The sequence below is a fragment of the Saccharothrix sp. CB00851 genome (assembly GCF_001905065.1).
Classification (GTDB): Bacteria; Actinomycetota; Actinomycetes; order Mycobacteriales; family Pseudonocardiaceae; genus Actinosynnema.
Genome location: NZ_LWLC01000001.1, coordinates 279,360 through 295,983 on the forward strand (window position 1 = coordinate 279,360; position 16,624 = coordinate 295,983).

General features: G+C 69.6%; 15 protein-coding genes and 1 pseudogene. 6 read left to right on the forward strand and 10 right to left on the reverse strand.

Annotation, left to right across the window (positions count from 1 at the left end; all coding sequences use genetic code 11):
- Positions 1-17: 17 nt before the first annotated feature.
- The 3 genes from A6A25_RS01285 to guaB all read right to left on the reverse strand — a co-directional run bounded on the left by A6A25_RS01285 (position 18) and on the right by guaB (position 4,712).
- Positions 18-1,736 carry an FAD-dependent oxidoreductase gene (locus A6A25_RS01285; RefSeq protein WP_073885855.1) on the reverse strand — a complete coding sequence of 573 codons (1,719 nt, stop codon included), beginning with the start codon at positions 1,734-1,736 and terminating at the stop codon, positions 18-20.
- 268 nt (positions 1,737-2,004) lie between these two features.
- On the reverse strand, positions 2,005-3,138 hold the full coding sequence (locus tag A6A25_RS01290) for a GuaB3 family IMP dehydrogenase-related protein (RefSeq protein WP_073885856.1): 1,134 nt from the start codon (positions 3,136-3,138) through the stop codon (positions 2,005-2,007).
- Between the two features lie 62 nt (positions 3,139-3,200).
- Entirely contained in the window at positions 3,201-4,712 is a 1,512-nt protein-coding gene (gene guaB, locus A6A25_RS01295) for an IMP dehydrogenase (protein ID WP_073885857.1), read from the reverse strand.
- Positions 4,713-4,778: 66 nt separating this feature from the next.
- Here guaB and A6A25_RS01300 point away from each other — a divergent pair, with 66 nt between their 5' ends.
- Positions 4,779-5,228, forward strand: coding sequence for a DUF5319 domain-containing protein (locus A6A25_RS01300; protein WP_073885858.1), 450 nt, complete (start codon positions 4,779-4,781; stop codon positions 5,226-5,228).
- 52 nt (positions 5,229-5,280) lie between these two features.
- Here the strand turns inward: A6A25_RS01300 and A6A25_RS01305 are convergent, their stop codons facing one another.
- From A6A25_RS01305 to A6A25_RS01325, 5 genes are all read right to left on the reverse strand, one after another.
- The gene (locus A6A25_RS01305; RefSeq protein ID WP_083667790.1) at positions 5,281-6,225 is read right to left on the reverse strand and encodes an anti-sigma-D factor RsdA; all 945 of its coding nucleotides are present in this window, start codon (positions 6,223-6,225) and stop codon (positions 5,281-5,283) included.
- Positions 6,226-6,798 carry a sigma-70 family RNA polymerase sigma factor gene (locus tag A6A25_RS01310; RefSeq protein WP_033436769.1) on the reverse strand — a complete coding sequence of 191 codons (573 nt, stop codon included), beginning with the start codon at positions 6,796-6,798 and terminating at the stop codon, positions 6,226-6,228.
- A 353-nt stretch (positions 6,799-7,151) separates the two neighbouring features.
- Entirely contained in the window at positions 7,152-7,748 is a 597-nt protein-coding gene (locus A6A25_RS01315) for a response regulator transcription factor (protein ID WP_015805222.1), read from the reverse strand.
- Between the two features lie 80 nt (positions 7,749-7,828).
- Positions 7,829-8,728 carry a hypothetical protein gene (locus A6A25_RS01320; protein ID WP_198932548.1) on the reverse strand — a complete coding sequence of 300 codons (900 nt, stop codon included), beginning with the start codon at positions 8,726-8,728 and terminating at the stop codon, positions 7,829-7,831.
- A 772-nt stretch (positions 8,729-9,500) separates the two neighbouring features.
- On the reverse strand, positions 9,501-10,427 hold the full coding sequence (locus A6A25_RS01325; protein WP_073886350.1) for a MerR family transcriptional regulator: 927 nt from the start codon (positions 10,425-10,427) through the stop codon (positions 9,501-9,503).
- Between the two features lie 270 nt (positions 10,428-10,697).
- Between A6A25_RS01325 and A6A25_RS01330 the strand changes: the two genes are divergently transcribed.
- Positions 10,698-10,994 carry a WhiB family transcriptional regulator gene (locus tag A6A25_RS01330; RefSeq protein ID WP_033428626.1) on the forward strand — a complete coding sequence of 99 codons (297 nt, stop codon included), beginning with the start codon at positions 10,698-10,700 and terminating at the stop codon, positions 10,992-10,994.
- 89 nt (positions 10,995-11,083) lie between these two features.
- Here A6A25_RS01330 and groL read toward each other — a convergent pair whose 3' ends face one another.
- Positions 11,084-12,712: a chaperonin GroEL gene (gene groL, locus A6A25_RS01335; protein WP_073885860.1), complete on the reverse strand. Its 1,629-nt coding sequence runs from the start codon at positions 12,710-12,712 to the stop codon at positions 11,084-11,086.
- An 82-nt stretch (positions 12,713-12,794) separates the two neighbouring features.
- Positions 12,795-13,088, reverse strand: a complete 294-nt coding sequence (groES, locus tag A6A25_RS01340; RefSeq protein WP_033428811.1) for a co-chaperone GroES — start codon at positions 13,086-13,088, stop codon at positions 12,795-12,797.
- A gap of 225 nt (positions 13,089-13,313) precedes the next feature.
- On the opposite strand from groES, the pseudogene A6A25_RS01345 reads away from it, so the two are divergent.
- The 4 genes and pseudogenes from A6A25_RS01345 to A6A25_RS01365 all read left to right on the forward strand — a co-directional run.
- Positions 13,314-14,015: pseudogene (locus A6A25_RS01345) on the forward strand (alkaline phosphatase D family protein); the annotation flags it as partial.
- A 339-nt stretch (positions 14,016-14,354) separates the two neighbouring features.
- Positions 14,355-14,591: a hypothetical protein gene (locus A6A25_RS01350; protein WP_073885861.1), complete on the forward strand. Its 237-nt coding sequence runs from the start codon at positions 14,355-14,357 to the stop codon at positions 14,589-14,591.
- A 394-nt stretch (positions 14,592-14,985) separates the two neighbouring features.
- On the forward strand, positions 14,986-15,309 hold the full coding sequence (locus A6A25_RS01355; protein ID WP_073885862.1) for a hypothetical protein: 324 nt from the start codon (positions 14,986-14,988) through the stop codon (positions 15,307-15,309).
- 751 nt (positions 15,310-16,060) lie between these two features.
- Complete coding sequence (locus A6A25_RS01365) at positions 16,061-16,522, forward strand: hypothetical protein (protein ID WP_143192909.1); 462 nt, start codon at positions 16,061-16,063, stop codon at positions 16,520-16,522.
- The last annotated feature ends 102 nt before the right edge of the window (positions 16,523-16,624 follow it).

Consider the following 16,624-nt stretch of genomic DNA (forward strand, 5'->3'; position numbering starts at 1 on the left):
CACCCACCATAGGGCGATCAGGTCGACTTGACCTCCACGATCGGCAGCCGCAGGGCACCGGGGGCGTCGGCGGGGACGGCCGGCTTCTTCGGCGCCACGGGTGCGATCCGGCGGTAGCGCGCCGACTGGTCGGGGCGGTGGTCCGGCTCGCCCTTGTTCGGCCACACCGAGAACGCCCGCTCGGCCTGCGCGGTGATGGTGAGCGACGGGTTCACGCCCAGGTTGGCCGAGATCGCCGCGCCGTCGACCACGGACAGCCCCGGGTAGCCGTAGACCCGGTGGTAAGGGTCGATGACACCGCTGGACGGGTCCGAGCCGATCGGGCAGCCGCCGATGAAGTGCGCGGTCAGGGGGATGTTGAACAGCTCGCCCCAAGTGCCGCCGGCGATGCCGTCGATGTGCTTGGCCGCGAGCAGGTTGGCCTCGTGGCCGGCTTCGATGAACGTCGGGTTCGGCTGCCCGTGGCCCTGCTTCGAGGTGAGCTTTCGACCGAACAGGCCCTTCTTGGTGAACGTGGTGATGGAGTTGTCCAGGCTCTGCATCACCAGCAGGATCACCGTCCGCTCGCTCCACCGGTGCACGGACATGAGCCGGGCCAGCCGCAGCGGGTGGCGGACCGCCTGGGAGAGGAACTGCACGATGCGCGGGGTCGACTTCGCGCCGTCCGTGGCCAGGGTCTGGAGCAGGCCCATGGCGTTGCTGCCCTTGCCGTAGCGGACCGGCTCGATGTGGGTCTGCTCGTCGGGGTGGATGGAGGACGTGATCGCCACGCCCTGGCTGAAGTTGCGCTCCTCGTCCACGGTGAACCGGGCCGCGCCGATGATCGACTCGGAGTTCGTCCTGGTCAGCTCGCCGAGCTTGGGTGAGAGGTTCGGCAGGGCGCCTTCGGCCTTCATCCGGTGCAGCAGCTGCTGGGTGCCCCACGTGCCGGCGGCCAGCACGACCTGGTTCGCGGTGATCGTGCGGCGGCCCTTGCGCAGCTTGCCGCCGGTGCGCCGGGTACCGACCGCCCACGTGCCGTCCGGGGCCTGGCGCAGGTCGGTCACGGTGGTCAGCGGCAGCACCCGCGCGCCGTTGCGCTCGGCGAGGTAGAGGTAGTTCTTGACCAGGGTGTTCTTCGCGCCCACGCGGCAGCCGGACATGCACGCGCCGCACTGCGTGCAGCCGGTCCGGCTCGGGCCGGCGCCGCCGAAGTACGGGTCGTCAGCGGGCTTGCCCGGCTCGCCGAAGAACACGCCGACCGGCGTCGGGTGGTACGTGTCGGCGACGCCCATGTCCTCGGCGACGCGCCGCATCACCACGTCCGACGGTGTGGTGGTCGGGTTCTGCACCACGCCCAGCATCCGGCTCGCCTGGTCGTAGAACGGGGCCAGCTCGGCTTCCCAGTCGGTGATGTGCGCCCACTGCCGGTCGGCGTAGAACGGCTTGAGCGGCCGGTACAGGGTGTTGGCGTACACGAGCGACCCGCCGCCGACGCCGGACCCGGCCAGGATCATCACGCTGCGCAGGGCGTGGATGCGCTGGATGCCGTAGCAGCCGAGCGCCGGTGCCCACAGGTAGCGGCGCAGGTCCCAGGACGTCTTGGCGAACTCGTCGTCGGCGAACCGCCGGCCGGCCTCGATGACGGCCACGCGGTAGCCCTTCTCGGTGAGCCGGAGGGCGGCGACGCTGCCACCGAAGCCCGAGCCCACCACCACGACGTCGTAGTCGGTGTTGTTACCGGCGAGTTCACCCATACCGCGAGGTTAGGGGTAACTTCGAGTAACAGCTAGTTCCCAATCGATTCAGGCCTCATCGCCCGCCCTCCGATGCCACCGGCCCCACCGCGCCACATCGGACCCGGAACCAGCCCACCGAGGCTCGATTTGACATGGGTTCGGGTGCTTTAGGCTGGTCGAAGCCGGGCAGGCTTGGCGGGCGCTTTTCCCGCCAGGCCTGCCCGGCTTTGGCCTGCCTCCAGTACCCGTAAGGGCCCCATGTCAAATCGAGCCGGACCCGACCACATCAGCCGCGGATCGTCAGGCCGACCTTCTGGAACTCCTTGAGGTCGGAGTAGCCGGTCTTGGCCATGGCGCGGCGCAGTGAGCCGAACAGGTTGGTCACGCCGCGTGGGTCGACGGAGGGGCCGAACAGCAGTTTGCGCAGGTCGACGACCTGGTCGACGCCGGTCGACACGTGGCTGCGCGGGACCGACGGGTGCGCGGAGGCGGCCGTCCAATAGAGGCCCTGGCCCGGTGCCTCGGACGCCGCTGCCAGCGGCTCGCCCAGCATGACCGCGTCGGCGCCGCACGCGATCGACTTCGCGATGTCGCCGCTGGTCAGCACACCACCGTCGGCGATCACGTGCACGTACCGGCCACCGGTCTCGTCCAGGTAGTCCCGGCGGGCGGCTGCCGCGTCGGCGATGGCGGTGGCCATCGGCACGCCGATGCCCAGCACCGAGTCGGTCGTGGTCACGCCCGGCGTGTAGCCGTAGCCCACGATCACGCCCGCCGCGCCCGTGCGCATCAGGTGCATCGCGGTCCGGTAGTCGCCCACGCCGCCCGCGATGACCGGGATGTCGAGGTCCGCGATGAACGACTTCAAGTTCAGCGGCTCGCCGTCGCGCGAGACGTGCTCGGCGGAGATGATCGTGCCCTGCACGACCAGGATCTCCACGCCGGCCGCGAGCAGGTCCGGCGTCAGCTCGGCCGCCCGCTGCGGGCTGACCCGCACGGCGACCGTGACACCCGACTCGCGGACCTGCTTGATCGCCTCGGCGATCAGGTCCATCCGCACCGGCTCGGCGTGCAACTCCTGCAGCACCTTCACCGGCGCGGCCGGGTCGTCGGTGTCCTCCACCGCCTGCACCAGCCGGAACAGAGCCTCTTCCACGTCACCGTGCCGGGCCCACAGGCCCTCCGCGTTGAGGACGCCCAAGCCACCCAGCTCGCCGACCGCGACCGCCGTGCCCGGCGAGACGATCGCGTCCGTCGGGTGGGTGATCAGCGGGATCTCGAACCGGTAGGCGTCGATCTGCCACGCCGTCGAGACGTCCTTCGAGGACCGGGTCCTCCGGGACGGGATGATCTCGAGGTCGTCCAGCTCGTAGGCCCGCCTCGCGGTCCGGCCCATGCCGATCTCGACCAGATCGCGCACCTTTGTCGTCCTTCCGTGGAGCTAGCGGAACCTGGGGACACTAGCCCAAGGCGATCCGAGATTCAGCGGGTCGTGTAGTTCGGGGCTTCGACGGTCATGGTGATGTCGTGCGGGTGGCTCTCCTTGAGCCCGGCCGCCGTGATCCGCACCAGCTGCTTGCGCTGCAGGTCGGCGACCGTCTTCGAGCCGGTGTAGCCCATCGCGGCGCGCAGGCCGCCCACCAGCTGGTGCACCACGGTCGACAGCGGACCGCGGAACGGCGTGCGGCCCTCGATGCCCTCGGGCACCAGCTTGTCCTCCGACAGCACGTCGTCCTGGAAGTAGCGGTCCTTCGAGTACGACTTGCCCTCGCCGCGACCTTGGAGGGCGGCCAGCGAGCCCATGCCCCGGTAGGTCTTGAACTGCTTGCCGTTGACCAGCACCAGCTCGCCCGGCGACTCGGCGGTGCCCGCGAGCAGGCTGCCCAGCATGACCGCGCTCGCGCCCGCCGCGATCGCCTTGGCGATGTCACCGGAGTACTGGATGCCGCCGTCACCGATCACCGGTACGCCCGCCGGCGCGCACGCCAGGCCGGCCTCGTAGATCGCGGTGATCTGCGGCACACCGACACCGGCGACCACGCGCGTGGTGCAGATCGAGCCGGGGCCGACGCCGACCTTCACGCCGTCCGCGCCCGCGTCCACCAGGGCCTGGGCGCCCACGCGGGTGGCGACGTTGCCGCCGACCACGTCCACCTCGTCGCCCAGCTCCTTCTTCACCCGGGCGACCATCTCCAGCACGTTGCGCTGGTGGCCGTGCGCCGTGTCGACCATGATCACGTCGACGCCCGCCTCGGCCAGCGCCATGGCCCGCGCGAAGCTGTCCTCGCCGACACCGATCGCGGCGGCGCACAGCAGCCTGCCGTCCGGGTCCTTCGAGGCGTTCGGGTACTGCTCGGTCTTGACGAAGTCCTTGACCGTGATCAGGCCACGCAGCTTGCCCTCGCCGTCCACGATCGGCAGCTTCTCCACCTTGTGCCTGCGCAGCAAGCCCAGCGCGGCCTCCGCCGACACGCCGACCTGAGCCGTGACCAGCGGACCCTTGGTCATCACCTCGCTGACCTTGCGCGAGTGGTCGACCTCGAAGCGCATGTCGCGGTTGGTGATGATGCCGACGAGCTTGCCGCTCGCGTCCGTGACCGGCACGCCGGAGATCCGGTAGCGCGCGCACAGCTCGTCCACGTGGCGGATCGTGTCGTCCGGGGTGCACGTGACCGGGTCGCTCACCATGCCCGCCTCGGACCGCTTCACGGTCTCCACCTGGCGGGCCTGCTCCTCCAGGGACAGGTTGCGGTGCAGCACGCCGATGCCGCCCTGGCGGGCCATCGAGATGGCCATCCGGCCCTCGGTCACGGTGTCCATCGCGGCCGAGGCCAGCGGCACGCGCAGGGTGATGTTGCGCGACAGCTTGGTGCTGGTGTCCACGCCGCTCGGGACGATCTCCGACTCGGCGGGCAGCAGCAGTACGTCGTCGAAGGTCAGTCCCAGCATGGCGAACTTGGGCGGGACTCCGTCAGCGTTGAGCTCGCTGGTCATGGCGGCTGGCTTGCCTTCCGTCGTGCGGCGATCCCGCCGCCGCGGATCGGGTGCCACGCAGCGGCGATGGGTTCAGGTCATGGTATCTGGACGTGGCCGGGGGTCCGCCCGGTACCGTGCGGGGTCGTGCCGCACGACGCGTTGCCACCAGACCCGTTCGCGGGCGACCCGGAGGACCCGGCCCGGGTCCTCGGCGAGCCCGACCACGACCACGACCACCCGCCGATGGACGACGCCGAGCGGGCCGAGCTGATCGGCGACCTCAGCGACCTCGCGGTGTACCAGGCGCTGCTGGAACCCCGTGGTGTCAGGGGAATCGTGGTGGACTGCGGCGAGTGCCAGGAGCCGCACTACCACGACTGGGCGCTGCTGCGGTCGAGCCTGGAGCAGCTGCTGTCCGACGGCCGGATGCGCCCGCACGAGCCCGCGTACGACCCGGACCCGGTGGCGTACGTGAGCTGGGAGTACTGCCGCGGTTACGCCGACGGGGTCACCGCGACCGAGAGCGCTCGCTGACCGTGTGACGAAGCCCGCCCCCGGATCGGGAGCGGGCTTCGTCACAGGCGGGTCAGTTCTCCGGCGTCCCCTGGGTCTGGCCGTCGGTGACGCCGGGGGTCTGCGGCGGGTCGCCCCGGCTCTGACCGCTGGCCGGCGGCTCACCCGACGTGGGCGGCGGTGGCGGCTGCGCCGTGCCGTCCGAGGACGAAACCGTCTCGGTGGTCGTCGTCGGCGCGGTCGACGTGGTTGATTCCGACACCGTCGTCTGCGTCGTGGACGACGGCCGGCTCGGCTCGGTCGTGGGCAGCGGTGCCGACGTCGACTGGTGCGCGGTGGTCGGCGTGTTCGGCGACGGCGTGGTGCTGGTCAGCTCCTCCAGCAGCGACTCGTGCTGCTGGGCCAAGGCGTCCTTGTCGTCGTCCGGCGAGACCGACGGCAGGCTCTTCTCCGCCTTGAGCAGCGCGTCACGCGCTTCGCCGTACCGGCCCTCGCGCAGTGCGGCGCGAGCGGTGTCGAGGTCGGTGCGCACCGCGACGGCGGCTTCCACCGAACGCGCGTGCTCGGAGTAGAGGACCCTGGTCAGGCCCCAGAGCGCGTCGCCGGGCTGGGCGTCGCGAGCGACCAGGCTCATCCCGGTGAACGCGATCGCCAGCACGGCGGCGGCGCTCGCGAGGGGGATGAGGAAGCGGTGCCTGGTGCCCCTCGGCTGGGGGCGGGCGGCGGCGATCGTGGCCACCGCGGTCTCGGTGTCGACCAGCTCGCCCATCGGCGGGCTGTCGACCTCGCGCCGCCAGGCCAGCAGCAGCGCGTTCAGCTCGTCGTCGACGAGCGACTCCGGCGGTTCGCCCGCACGTCCGCCCAGCGCGTCGAGCAGCGCGTCGTCAGCTCGGATGCCCGCGAGGTCGTCCCCCGGGTCCACCAGGGTGTCCTCGGTCAGGGCGTCATCAGACTGCGGCGGTCTCTCATCTCGTCCGCGCACGACTTCTCCGTTGCCCTTCTCGTGCTGGTCAGCCACTCAGACCACCTCCTCCGCTGCCAACGTCTTGCGAAGGCGGGCCAGGGCGCGGTGTTGCGCCACCCGAACCGCGCCCGGCGTGGAGCCGACCGCGTCGGCGGTCTCCTCGGCCGACAGGCCGACGACCACGCGAAGCAGCAGGATCTCCCGCTGCTTCTCCGGAAGGACCTTGAGGAGCACGGCCATCCGCTCCGACAGCTCGCCCTGCATGGCGCGCTGCTCGGGGCCGGCCTCCGTCTCGGGGGCGTCGGGCACCTCCGGGACCGGTTCTGACCGGTTCCGGGCTGCGGAGCGATGCGCGTCGGCCACCTTGTGCGCGGCGATCCCGTAGACGAACGCCAAGAACGGCCGACCCTGGTCGCGATAGCTGGGCAGGGCCGTCAGCACCGCGAGACACACCTCCTGGGCCACGTCGTCCGCCGAAGCGAAAGACCTCTCCTGCCTTCCGACTCTGGCGCGGCAGTACCGCACCACGAGGGGTCGGATGGATGCCAGGAGCCGCTCGATCGCGTGGCGGTCGCCATCGACGGCTGCGCCCACTTCGGCGTCCAGTCCGTCCCCCAAGTTGGTCATCGCAGACAACTGCCCTGGTGTTACGCGTAGGCGTACCGACAAAGAACAGCACGGGACGATCGACGTCGCCCGTACTGGTGATGCTCACCGTACCGGTCGCACGACCGAATGTTGGGCAATGGGGTCCAGATGGGGTCTTTAGACCTCACCTGACCAGCCGACACGCCGTGGGCGTCGCGGGCGCCGGGTCGGCTCGGGCGCGGCGGGCGCCGGGACGTCGTGGGCGCACAGCGGCCCGGTGACGCGCGTGGCGTCACCGGGCCGTGGCTGGAGGAAGGGGTGCCGGTGCGACTCGCCTGACGAGTCCGACGAGCCTGGCCCCGAGCCTGTGCGTCCTTGTGGGTTCCCGCGAGCTAGGACACGAGACCGCGGCGGAAGCCGTGCGCGACGGCTTGGGCGCGGTCGCGCACGCCGAGCTTGCGGAACAAGCGCCGGGCGTGGGTCTTCACCGTGTCCTCGGACAGGTAGAGCTCACGCCCGATCTGCCCGTTGCTCTTGCCCTGGCTCATCCCGCGCAGCACCTGGAGCTCGCGCTCGGTGAGCTGGACGCCCGGGTCCGACGGCTGGCGCGGCGCGGGCACGCTCGTGCTCGCGAGCGTGTGCGCCAGTGCGGCCACCAGCTCGGGGCGCGAGGCGTCCCAACGCAGGTAGCCGCGGGCCCCGCCGGCGATCGCGGCGGCGATGCTGCCCGCGTCGTCCGGTGCGCCGAAAACGATGACGTTTGCCTGCGGGTTGGCTGAGACGAGTCGCCGGGTCGCTTCGACCCCGGTCGGGACGGCGCGCTGGGTGCCAACCAGTACGACGTCGACCGGCTGCCGAGAGAACCGAGCCAACAACTCGTCACCGTGCGCTACGCAGTCGATGCGGCTAACCCCTGGGACAGCCGACATCACGCGGGTGAGACCCTCCCGCACACTGCGCCGGTCGTCGCAAATAAGGACCGTGGTCACGGGGACTCCTTCCTGCAGCCGAGTGACGTTCCACATCCCCTATCGGACGCTAGAGGCCGAACCTTGACACGATCCGGTGCTTAATCCGTCAAGAAGTTCGTCTCAGGGTCTGCGTTCGGGGGTTCCCCGGAACGGAGCAGCGCAGTCGGGATCCACGGCGATCGGTCCGCGAGACGGCGGCCCAGCGGGTCGGCTCTGCGCAACACGCAGCTCAGAGCGTTTTCCGCGCGTTCCTTCACGTTTGCCGCGCCCGCAATACTGCGGTCTGCCTGGGCGTTTGCCAGGACAAGCGCCGTCGGCCAGACCAACGAGAAAAGCCCTCGGCGGTCAGTGTGATTTAGGTCACACAGTAGCAGGTCGAGCCCTCGATCGACGCTTTCGGGTGTCCCCCACACCACCAGGGCGGTGCCGAGGACGAGGTCGGACTTGAGGATGTGTCGCGTTGCGCCGGCCTCCCGAGCGGTCGCCGCGGCGACCTCGGCCGGGTGCACCGCCTGCTCGGCGTGACCGCCGGCCAACGCGATCTCGGCGGCCAGCCACTGGTGGCGGACGCGGCTGCGCCACCCGCGCGGCCGGACCCTCGCGTGCAGCCGCCGTGCTTCGTCGAGCCGCCCGGTACCTACCGCGTCGGCCGCGAGCCCGAGCAACGCGTCAGCCCGCGCACCGGCCACGTCCACGTCGTCCGGGTCTTCGCCGCCTAGGCCTCGGGCGTCTTCGGGCACCATCGCCAACGCCCACCCGTCCAACACCCGCGCCGCCGCGTGACCACCGAGCTGACGCCGGTGCGACGCGAGCGTGGAAGCCGCCAACGACCCGAACAGCCCACCACGCCCGATCAACTTCCCGAGCACGGTGGCAGCCGCCGCATAGTGCCCCTGCCCACCAAGCACCACCGCCGCCAACCACCGCTCTTCCACCCCACCAGCCAGCGCACCCCAGACCTCGGCCTCGGGCCGATCCCCGAACGCCGCCTCCCTCACCCCGACCACCTCAACCCCTCCACGCGCCTTCAGGTCCTTCAGTACCGCCGCCGGGCCGCTCGGCGGCGAGTTATCCACAGGCAGCAGCCGGACACGTCGAAATGCCGGACCCTCGTGGCAGGGTAAGTGCAGGCAGAGCGCATGAGAGGGGGTGGATCGGACCGTGGCGCCGAAGGACCAACGGGACGAGCCGGACAGGTCGGTCATAACCAGCCCGACGGGTGAACCAACAGCCAGTTTGACCGGCGGGACCGCCCCCACAGGCCGCCGGGCAACACCTTCGGGTGATCATCGACCGAAAATGTACGGAAACACTGTTCCCAATCCTCGGTTGAAAACCAAGCGGAGCCCTCACCAACCACAGCCCCGTCAACCCCCCGCTCCGACCACCGCGAACGACAGGGTCGGGAAGACGAGGCGGGTCCGAGCCAGCGGTGCCGGGACGAGCGGCGAGCGGGTCCAGGGCCAGCGGGTCTGCGGTGCGAGTGGGCGGGGCCAGCGGGGCCGAGGCGAGCGGGGCTCGGGTGAGTGGGTCCCCTGGGGTGCGGGCCCCAGGTGGTACGGGCCCCAGGGGTGCGCGACCCAAGGGACGCGCGGCCAGGGGCGTGCAGCCTGGGGTGCACGGCCAGGGGTGCACGGCCAGGGGATGCGGGTTCGGGGATGCGGGTTCGGGGGATGCGAGGTCGGGGGATGCAAGGTCGGGCTGAGCGGATGGCCGGCGGCGTGTGCCGCAGGGATCGGGCAGGGATCAGCAGACGGCCCCGCTCGGTGATCAGCAGACGGCCCGCTCGATCGCGTCCGCGGCCGAGGCGAGGTCGTTGATCCGCTCCGCCGGCTGCGGCACGACGCCGCGTTCCCAGCCGGGGCCCCCGGCGAAGACGCGGACCTGTTGGCGGGTCCTCGGCAACGCCGCCACGACACCCGGATCGGCGTAGCGCGGCAGCTGGGCCCACAGCACCACGGCCGAAGGGGCGGTTCGGCGGACGGCCGAGGCCAGGGCGTCGGCGGGTAGCGCCGCGCCGAGCTGCCTGGTGCCGAGCCCGCGCTGCGCCAGTACCGCCGCCAACGGGTACAGCGGCAAGTTGTGCCGTTCGTCCGGCATGCACGCCAGCAGCACGGGGCGGTGGTTGCGCGGGCTGGTCACGACCGGGGTGGCGCGGATGACGGCGGCCAGGACGCACTCCTCCACCAGGTGCGACACCTCGACCCCGGCGCCGGAGTGCTCCCACCTCGCGGCGATCGCGGCCATCACGGGGCGCACCACCTCGTCCCACGTCGTGACCACGCCGTCCGCCGCGATGGCGTCGGCCAGCAGCGACTGCACCGCGGCCGAGTCCATCGCCAACGCGGCCCGGCCGACGCCCTTGGCCCGCCGGTTCGCCGCCTGCAGCTTCAGGCCCCGCCCACCGGCCGGCGCGGAGCCGCCGTCGAGTTCGCCGCCGGTCAACGACGCGGGCACGGCGGTCAGCGGCGCGCGCAGCGGGCTGGTCAGGGCGTACTTGGCGGCCTCGGCGGACGACGCGCCGCGCAGCAGGGCGCGCTGCATCAGCTCCAGCCGCGCTACGTCGAGTGGCGCGTATTTGCGGTGTCGCCCGGTTGTGTGATCACTGGGGCCGAGGCCGTACCGGCGGTCCCAGGTGCGCAGAGTGGCCGGCGCGACGCCGAGCCGGCGGGCCACGGCGGCCACCGAGAGGGTCACCGAATGCGCTGGATCGTCTTCCGCCGCAACGGTTTCCTGGTCGCCTTCCGGCACGGTCCCGGTGTGGTCGGGGGGCGTCATCACGCTGACATCGTCCGTTCACCTGACGTCACCGGCAACTCCGGCCCGGGCGGTCATCGATCACCCATCGTATGAATTGCCGGCAAAAGGCCCCGCACCCCCTTGAACAAGTTTTGGCGCGGTTCTACGGTGGATCATCGTTAAGCCGAATGGAGCAGTTCTCGTCCATGGGCCAAGGAGGCGGTCTCGATGGCGGACACCCGAAGGCTTCCCGGTCCCAACGCGGATCTGTGGGACTGGCAGATGCGCGGCTCGTGCCGCGGGATGGACAGCGCGTTCTTCTTCCACCCGGACGGGGAGCGCGGACCGGCGCGGGCGCGGCGGGAGGCACGGGCGAAGGCCGTGTGCCTGTCGTGCCCGGTGCTGGAGATGTGCCGGCGGCACGCCCTGGCGGTGCAGGAGCCCTACGGGATCTGGGGCGGCCTCTCGGAGTCCGAGCGGGACAGCATCATCAAGGCGCGCAAGCGGCAGTTGACGCCCGCTTGACGCCGAACGCGCGGGAGGGGCGGCACCTCGCGGGTGCCGCCCCTCCCGTTCGCTCTGCGCGATGACCAGGTCGGTGACCGACTACCGGGTCAGTGGCCGTGACCGTGGCCGTGACCGTGACCGGCGGCGCCGGCGGCGGGCTCCTCTTCCTTCTTCTCCACGACGGCGCTCTCGGTGGTGAGCACCATGCGGGCGATGGAAGCGGCGTTGGTGACCGCGGAACGCGTCACCTTCACCGGGTCGATGATCCCGGCCTCGAGCAGGTCGCCGTAGGCCAGCGTGGCGGCGTTGAGGCCGAAGCCCCACTCCTGCTCGCGGACCTTGTTCACCACGACCGCGCCTTCGAGGCCCGCGTTCGCGGCGATCCAGAACAGCGCCGAGCCCAGGGCCTCGCGGACGATCGCGACGCCGGTCGCCTCGTCACCGGACAGGTCGAGGCCGCCGTCGAGCACCTTGGCCGCGTGCACCAGGGCCGAACCGCCGCCGGGCACGATGCCCTCCTCGACCGCGGCCTTGGTCGCCGCCACCGCGTCCTCGATGCGGTGCTTGCGCTCCTTCAGCTCGGTCTCGGTGGCCGCGCCGACCTTGATCACGGCGATGCCGCCGGACAGCTTGGCCAGCCGCTCCTGCAGCTTCTCGCGGTCCCAGTCGGAGTCGGTGGCCTCGATCTCGCGGCGCAGCTGCTCCGCGCGACCGGCCACGTCGGCCGACGAGCCGCCGCCGTCGACAATGGTCGTGTTGTCCTTGGAGACGACGACCCGCCGGGCGGAGCCCAGCACGTCGAGGCCCGCCTCGGACAGCTTCAGGCCGACCTCGGCCGCGATGACCTGCGCGCCGGTGACGACGGCCAGGTCGTCCAGGAACGCCTTGCGGCGGTCGCCGAAGTACGGCGCCTTGACCGCGACCACGCGCAGCGTCTTGCGCAGGGCGTTGACGACCAGGGTGGACAGCGCCTCGCCCTCGACGTCCTCGGCGATGATGACCAGCGGCTTGCCGGCCTCGGCGACCTTCTCCAGGATCGGCAGCAGGTCGGCCAGCGCCGAGATCTTCTCGCGGTGCAGCAGGATGCGGGCGTCCTCGAACACCGTCTCCTGGGCTTCGAGGTCGGTGGCGAAGTGCGCCGACACGTAGCCCTTGTCGAACTGCACGCCCTCGGTGATCTGCAGCTCGGTGGCCATCGAGGAGGACTCCTCGACGGTGATCACACCGTCCTCGCCGACCTTCTCGATGGCTTCGCCGAGCAGGGCGCCGATGGACTCGTCACGGGACGAGACGGTGCCGACCTGGGCGATGTTGTCGCGGCCCTTGACCGGGGTGGCCTTGGCCTTGAGGGCGTCCACGACGGCCTCGGCGGCGGCGTGGATGCCGACGCCGAGCGACATCGGGTTCGCGCCGGCGGCGACGTTGCGCAGGCCGACCCGGACCATGGCCTGGGCCAGCACGGTCGCGGTCGTCGTGCCGTCGCCCGCCACGTCGTTGGTCTTGGTGGCGACGCTCTTGGCCAGCTGCGCGCCGAGGTTCTCGAACGCGTCGTCCAGCTCGATCTCGCGGGCGATGGTCACGCCGTCGTTGGTGACGGTGGGCCCGCCGAACTTCTTGTCGAGCACGACGTGCCTGCCGCGCGGGCCGAGGGTCACCTTGACCGTGTCCGCGAGCTTGTTGACACCGCGCTCGAGTGCCCGACGAGCGTCCTCGTCGAAGCTGATCTGCTTGGGCATTGCCTACGCCTCTCTTGATGCGAAACGCCCCGGGAAGCCCCGGTGAGGGGTTCGCCGGGGCGTCTTGCGTGTCAGCCGAGCGTCAGTTGATGACGGCCAGCACGTCGCGGGCGGAGAGGATGAGGTACTCCTCGCCGTTGTACTTGACCTCGGTGCCGCCGTACTTGGAGTAGATGACGACGTCGCCGACAGCCACGTCCACGGGGACGCGGTTGCCCTTGTCGTCGATCCGGCCGGGGCCGACCGCGAGGACCTTGCCCTCCTGGGGCTTCTCCTTCGCGGTGTCCGGGATCACGAGGCCGGAAGCGGTCGTGGTCTCGGCCTCGCTGGCCTGGACGACGATCTTGTCCTCGAGCGGCTTGATGTTCACGCTCACCGGGCTGACCTCCACGGTCGTCGAAAGCGTTGGCAGGTTGCGTTTACGGCTCCTGCCACCCCGCCGTCGCGGGGGTCGGGGCGGTTGCTGGTGCCGTGCATCTAGCACTCTACCCACGCGAGTGCCAACGCTTCAACGACCCCCCGCTACCGGCCGGGTGAACTCGTCCACTCGTGTCACACCGCCGTTCACCTGGTCGCCAACATCGTCGGCAACGGTGTCCGCATGACTGCGGTGACCCGACGTTCCCTGCTCATCGGCGGTGTGGCCGGTGTGGCGCTCGCCACCACCGGCGCGGGCTTCCCCAAGCTCGACGACCCCTTCACCCTCGGCGTCGCCTCGGGCGACCCCCGTCCCGACAGCGTGGTGCTGTGGACGCGCCTCGCGCCCCGCCCGCTGGAGGAGAACGGCCTCGGCGGCATGCCCGACCGGGTCGTGCCGGTGCACTGGGAGCTGGCCGAGGACGAGCGGTTCCAGCGCGTGGTGCGGCGCGGCGTGCAGCCCGCCCGGCCGGACCTCGGGCACAGCGTGCACGTGGAGCCGTTCGGCCTGCGGCCCGGCCGCGAGTACTACTACCGGTTCCGGGTGAACGGCCACCTGTCCCCCGTCGGCCGCACCCGCACCACGCCCGAGCCGTGGGTCCTCGGGCAGGACCTGACCATGTGCTTCGCGTCGTGCGCGCACTTCGGCGAGGGTTACTTCACCGCGTACCGGCGGCTGGCCGAGGACCACCCGGACGTCGTGCTGCACCTGGGCGACTACCAGTACGAGTACGCGGCCAAGGCGGCGGACGTGCGCGCGGTCGTCGGCCCGGAGACGCGGACGCTGGCCGACTACCGGCTGCGGCACGCGCAGTACAAGACGGACGCGGACCTGCAGCTCGCGCACTCCGTGGCGCCGTGGCTGGTGGTGTGGGACGACCACCAAGCGAGTCAACTAACAACAGTGTAGCACCGTTACAGCCCTCTACGAAGCCCCTACCGCGTAGGGGCTTCGTAGAGGGCTGTAACGAGGCTGCACGGCTTCTGACCTGGCAGATTCGGCGTAGGCCCTACGTCGGGGCAACCGCCCTTAACGGAGGTTAGAAGCGTCTCGCCGATGCGGAGCCGGTCGTCAGCGCGTGCGGTGCGCACCCTGGAAAGCTCACAGACGAAAACCGTTGTGCCGCAAGGGAATCATCGCCCGCTTCCTTCGCTGCGCCCACACCTTCGCGGCAGAGCCGCTGGGCGTCTGACCTGCGGTAACGTGACTGCTAGCCTACCGCGCATGGTCATTCACACGGCATGGGCACACGGTACGCGGGACGAAATCCTTGCAGAGCTGGAGAAGGCCAGCGGTGGCCAGCGCAGCGAGAAAAAGCAGGCCGAACTTGCGGCGGCTATCGCAGCCTTGAACGAAGGTGCACCTTTGGTCAAGGTGGGGCCGATCCGCTACGTCGTCCGGGGCGAGGCCAGCGACGCCGCTGCCGCGTTCGTCGCAGTGATGAACTCCGAGGGCCGGTGACGTAGACACCCTAGGTAGCGACAGAGTCGATCATCCTCCGATCGGCTGGACTCCCCGCAAAATTCGTGACTCAGGGCAAATCCCCACGTAGAGTAGCCGTCCCCGGGCGAGGGAGACCTCACCTGAAACCCAACAAGACAACAGAATGAATACCCAAGCGGACTGCCGCACATGGCAGAGAAGGTCGCTTGACTCCTGTAAGCCCATCGGGCTGGGGGCAAGCGAGTAACCGTGCCCACAGCGTCCCCGGTGGGCTTTTCAGTGAGGACAACTACATGTTTACCCAAGCGGACAACGTTTCGGCGTTGAGAAGGTCGCTTGACTCCTACAAGCCCGCCATTGGGCTAGGTGTCGGCGACGCAATACGACCCTGGCCTTCTCGGCGGGCTGACGTATGAGCGATGAACTCCTTGAGCTGACCGGGCAGGCAACCCCGGATGAGATCGTGGCGATGTGGTGGCTACAGCAGCTCCTCAACGCCGGGTTCCAAGGAGCCCGAGTGGGCGAAGACCCCCTCGAACCCGTGATGCTCGGGTATGCCCGGTGGACTTTCGACGTTGTCGAATTGGTTCGGGTCTACAGTCCCAGCAAAGCGGAAGCGGCCAGGCTCGTTGGCGGAAAGATAGCCCTAGAGGCTGACGGGACCGTGCGCGAAGTCGTCCGAGCCGTTCTCGGCTGGCCGAAAATGATATCCGTCGTGAGGGGCTTCCCGTCATGAACAACTGGGAGTTCTTCGTCATGTGCCTTCTCGGAGTGACCGTCATAGGGACAGGCTTGTACGTTCTCTGGCCGGTTCTACGGGATCTTCGAGTCATCCAGCGCTTCCGGAAATGACATGGCCAAGCACGACGGGCACTCGCCCGATGCCGTGCCTGTAGCCGAGTTCATCAAGCGAGAAACGTTCTGGATGGACGACCCAGACGCCCCGAAGATGGTCAGGCCGTATCTCGACCACACGCAGCGAACCGAGATATTGCCCGTCGCAACGGACGACCCTCCCACGGAGCGAATTCCAGTGGCTCGTCACGCACTCATCGAGTGGTACGAATCGACGGATACGGAGTAGCGCAGCCCATGCCAGACCTGAACGGCCATTGCGCCCAGCGTGACCCTGTACTGAATTGGACCTGCACCGAGCCCCCAAGGCACAGCGGGGACCACGTAGCACGACACCGAACCACCGGCCAGGAATTGCACCGCTGGCCCAACCTGAACGGAAACTGAAGCATGGCCGCGACGTGCGGGCACTGCTTCGGCAGGTCCGGTGGATGCGCTGAATGCAACTACAGCGGCAAGGCTCTGAGGAAAGTCAACCCGGAGACCTTCGCGCACAAGACGAATGGCACACCCCCAGAGACGCCAGGAGGCGATAACGGCAAACTTCTAGGGAAGCCGATCGAGGATGACTCAGGATCGGAGACAGCGACGTGAGGCGCAGGAGGGGCGGCGCCCCTCGGATGTCAGAAGTCATGGACACCCAGAGCGCGCGGCGGGTTTGTATCGTTGTCCTGGACAACGTTGCCCATAACGCCCAATCGGAGTTGCTTCTTGGCGATTCCAGGGCGATTAAGGCTGTCATCAACGACCTGACCGGAGTCCTCGAAGACCTGACGGAGCTTGAGGCTCGGGTCAAGAAGTTGGAGCGACAGGGCGCTCAAGAGCCCGCGAAAAAGGTTGAATCCGCGTATGTCTGGCTCGACAGCTCCGCAAGGCTGATGGCGCTGGCACTTACTCGGGAGCTGTACGCGGGGCAGAGCGCACGAGTCGCAGCCGCTCTTTCCGCTCAGCGAGGGCTAACCCCGAAGCAGATCGCCGAACGCCTCGGGCTCGATGTCAGGGTTGTAGAGGCGATGATTGAGAAAGCATTGTCCGACCCGCTCGACCAGCAGATGATGTTGACATTCCTCGACGCCTTCTCCACTGGAACCTAGGGAAGTTGCCGAAGGCATGGGTGGGCTGCCCAAACCAGAAGTGCTACGGCGGGCGGATTGACAATCCGAACGCCAATCCCGATCCGGACAACTATCAGCCGA

Bases quoted from the DNA above. Each gene is read 5' to 3' on its own strand.
- A6A25_RS01285 (WP_073885855.1), bottom strand. From the start codon at position 1,736: ATGGGTGAACTCGCCGGTAACAACACCGACTACGACGTCGTGGTGGTG.
- guaB (WP_073885857.1), bottom strand. From the start codon at position 4,712: ATGACCAGCGAGCTCAACGCTGACGGAGTCCCGCCCAAGTTCGCCATG.
- A6A25_RS01300 (WP_073885858.1), top strand. From the start codon at position 4,779: ATGGGTTCAGGTCATGGTATCTGGACGTGGCCGGGGGTCCGCCCGGTA.
- A6A25_RS01310 (WP_033436769.1), bottom strand. From the start codon at position 6,798: ATGACCAACTTGGGGGACGGACTGGACGCCGAAGTGGGCGCAGCCGTC.
- A6A25_RS01330 (WP_033428626.1), top strand. From the start codon at position 10,698: ATGGCGGACACCCGAAGGCTTCCCGGTCCCAACGCGGATCTGTGGGAC.
- groL (WP_073885860.1), bottom strand. From the start codon at position 12,712: ATGCCCAAGCAGATCAGCTTCGACGAGGACGCTCGTCGGGCACTCGAG.
- A6A25_RS01350 (WP_073885861.1), top strand. From the start codon at position 14,355: ATGGTCATTCACACGGCATGGGCACACGGTACGCGGGACGAAATCCTT.
- A6A25_RS01355 (WP_073885862.1), top strand. From the start codon at position 14,986: ATGAGCGATGAACTCCTTGAGCTGACCGGGCAGGCAACCCCGGATGAG.
- A6A25_RS01365 (WP_143192909.1), top strand. From the start codon at position 16,061: ATGGACACCCAGAGCGCGCGGCGGGTTTGTATCGTTGTCCTGGACAAC.